The 3,333-nt window shown below is 33.0% G+C and carries 3 protein-coding genes; 1 reads left to right on the top strand and 2 read right to left on the bottom strand.

Annotation, left to right across the window (positions count from 1 at the left end; genetic code table 11):
• Positions 1-175 precede the first annotated feature (175 nt).
• The gene (gene grdA / locus F8154_RS12255) at positions 176-646 is read right to left on the bottom strand and encodes a glycine/sarcosine/betaine reductase complex selenoprotein A (protein ID WP_151861915.1); all 471 of its coding nucleotides are present in this window, start codon (positions 644-646) and stop codon (positions 176-178) included.
• 450 nt (positions 647-1,096) lie between these two features.
• Positions 1,097-1,282 (bottom strand): hypothetical protein, encoded by a 186-nt coding sequence (locus F8154_RS12250; RefSeq protein WP_151861914.1) that lies wholly within the window; start codon positions 1,280-1,282, stop codon positions 1,097-1,099.
• Between the two features lie 610 nt (positions 1,283-1,892).
• On the opposite strand from F8154_RS12250, the gene dapG reads away from it, so the two are divergent.
• Complete coding sequence (dapG, locus tag F8154_RS12240) at positions 1,893-3,122, top strand: aspartate kinase (RefSeq protein ID WP_334296205.1); 1,230 nt, start codon at positions 1,893-1,895, stop codon at positions 3,120-3,122.
• Positions 3,123-3,333: the final 211 nt, after the last annotated feature.

The following is a 3,333-nucleotide window of genomic DNA, read 5'->3' as shown; positions in this document are numbered from 1 at the left end:
TTTGAGTTGTACCATTGTGTATTATCATATCTGGTGCATGTACTAAAACATATCCTGCACCCTTTACTACTGCATTTGACATTATTTGCACCTCCTATTTTAATAAAACAATTAAACATATTTAAATAGATGGATAATTTATATCCATCTATTTAAATGCTAAATATATTTGGCTCTAGTATTTTGTAAACTCACTTCTTATTGAAGTCATTTCACTAACTATTGAATCTACATCTAAAACCATTTCCATCATACTAATTTGATCGTCATATGCTGTTGGATCAACTGTATCTTTAAATTCTGGCTCTACTGCATGATATACCTTAAGCCCTAACTGGACTCCTGCTAATGGACCTGCAAAGGTTGGATCTCCATTTGTAACAGTTTCAGCTGCTAAACCAGCTGCTTCTGCTTCTGCTGCTCCTAGAACAACCATAACATTTTCTGCACCATGTTGTTCACAAAGATCCTTAACTCTTTTTTGATTCTCTAGGTCCATTGCTCCTGCAGCGGTTCAGACAAAGCATTCAGTTGATGAAAATACAACTTCAGCAGAGGTTGTCTTTAAGCATTCTTCAATTGCTGGACCTGGTATTCCATCTCGATCACCAATTATGATGATCTTTTTACCATCAAACATACCCATACTTCAACATCCTTTCTTTTGTATTATTTATTAAATAGCTTTAAACTGTATGTAACCTATACACTATTTGTTTAATAGCTAACCTTGTAGCCTTACTAATGTCTAACCAGAAAAATCTTTTATCTTTATTTTGTGATAATTATATCATAATAAAAAATGTATGTAAATTAGTTTATATTATAATCGTGTTTATTTTAGCTAAAAACTGTTTTTATCTGCTGGAGTATAATAAAAGTCATATATGGACTCATAAAAAAACAATTAATGGGTTACCTTTAATTGTTTTTAGTAGCATATTTATTTATCTTAGTGGCATTACCAGCACTCCTATTTCTGAAACATCAACAAGTGCTGCTAAACGTGCAAGTAAGCAGAGCTAAAGTTCAGCTGGAGTAAAAGCTCCATCTGAACAATGTTTTCTTTATAAGCTCTTAGCTATTAAATAGCTGCTTAATAACAAAACCATGTTGGTCCAGTGAATAAAGCCACCAATATTAAGAAGAAAAACAATAGGCTATCTCCGCAATCTTTAAATATTGGACAATTAATTAGAATTACCACTAATATAAGAAAGAAGAGTAAAATATTAGTACCTCCTACGCCTCCAAACAGAACATTACCCCTAACCTCTGTCATGGTTTTCACCTCCTAGAGCTATAACTTTAAGCTTTATTCTACTAATATATTATGAAAACCAATTGAAAATAGTGATAAAGCTACACATTTATTGCAGATCATTTAAAAGAAAAAGCTTTAGGTTTTAATATTTTATAATGGTTTGCTGTATAATAAGGTTTAGTAAGCTTTACAATTAATAATAAATAGGTAGAACCATAAGGTTCTACCTATCTATTAGCAACTACAAAACAAACTACGTCCACCGAACAGAACCACCAATAGCAGGAAGAAGAATAGTAGGCTATCTCCTGCGTCTTTAAATAATGTACAGTTACAGAAAATTATCACTAGTAAAAGAAAAAAGAATAGTATACTGTTAGGTGATCCAAACAAACCTCCAAGGATCCCTGTACCCTTAACAGCTTCACCCATGTAGCTACACCTCCTGGTAAAATATGACACCCTTTTAAGGTCTCACTACATAATATGAGCTACACAAAAAGTTGTGATAATTAACCTTTGTTTTAATGTAGATAAATATCATTGACTTTCTATATGAACATTTATAATATAAAAGCATACTTTAAATATATAATTGTATTTTTAATAAACAAACATTAGGTATGAGGTGGTATTGTTGGAAATAGTAGTGCAAAAATTTGGAGGAACTTCCCTTTCAACAAAAGAGAGAAGGCAGATGGTTGTTGATAAAATATTAGATGCAAAGCAAAGGGGAAAAGCTGTTGTGGCTGTTGTATCCGCCATAGGTCGTAAGGGGGAACCGTATGCAACAGATACCTTAAGGGGCTTAGTTTTATCGGATTATCCTAGTTGCAGCTTAAGAACTATGGATTTTCTAATGTCCTGTGGAGAAATGATATCTGCATCCGTTTTAGCAGCACTCCTTGAGGAAATGGGTAAAAAAGTAATTGTAATGAATGGTGCACAGGCTGGTATTTTAACAGATGATGAGTTTAGTAACTCGGAAATAATAGCTATTGATGAAAATAAAATTCTATCACATCTACAGGAGGGTTCAATAGTAATTGTTTGTGGTTTTCAAGGTGTAAACCAAAAAGGAGATATTACCACCTTAGGTAGAGGGGGGAGCGACACAACAGCAACCGCTTTAGGTGTTGCACTTAATGCAGAATGTGTTGAAATTTATACAGACGTCGACGGTATAATGACAGCAGACCCTAATGTAGTACCCTCTGCAAAAATCATTAAGGAGATAAATTACGAAGAGGTTTTTCAAATGGCAGATAAGGGGGCAAAGGTTATACACCCGAGGGCAGTTGAGATTGCTCAAAAGGAAAACCTAGTGGTGAAGATAAAAAATACTATGTCAGAGCATCCTGGTACTGCTATACATCATTTCCGTAAAAACGGGGAAAGTCCATATTCAACTAGGAAAAAGGAAAGGCTTCTTACTGCCATAACCCACAAGGATAATATAGCTCAAGTATCAGTCTTTTTAGAAAATGACTTTGATTTAGAAAGTACATTGTTAACAACATTAGCAAAAAATAATATCAGTATTGATATGATTAATTTTTTTGTTACTAAAAAAATATTTACAATAGATGCTACGCAAATTCCCTTGTTAAAAAAAATATTAGCACAATTAGATTTACCCTATGAAATAATTGAAAAATGTAGCAAAGTAACTATAATTGGCAGTCGCATTACTGGTATTCCTGGTGTAATGGCAACTATTGTTACTGCCCTGTCAAGGGAAGGTATTAAAATTCTTCAAAGCTCAGACTCCCACTCCACAATCTCCTGCCTAGTCAGGGAGGAAGAGGCCAAAAAAGCAGTTAATATACTTCATGATGCATTCCACCTAGATAGGTAAAAAACCCAGCTTGAATTTGATAAATTCAAGCTGGGCTTTGTTTAATTTTCAATTTTATCTTTTAATTTTTCACTTTTCATTTTTCATTTTTCATTTTTCACTTTTCATTTTTCCCTATTCCTTATTACCTATTCATTATAAATATTTCCTAATTATTTTATAGCATAGCTTCATATAATAATACTAATCTTAGGCATTTGCAAAATGCAAC

Source organism: Alkaliphilus pronyensis (assembly GCF_009017275.1).
GTDB lineage: Bacteria > Bacillota > Clostridia > Peptostreptococcales > Natronincolaceae > Alkaliphilus_C > Alkaliphilus_C pronyensis.
The sequence above is the reverse complement of the archived record's forward strand: the minus strand, read 5'-3'. Positions and strand labels throughout refer to the sequence as shown.

Bases quoted from the DNA above. Each gene is read 5' to 3' on its own strand.
- F8154_RS12250 (WP_151861914.1), bottom strand. From the start codon at position 1,282: ATGACAGAGGTTAGGGGTAATGTTCTGTTTGGAGGCGTAGGAGGTACT.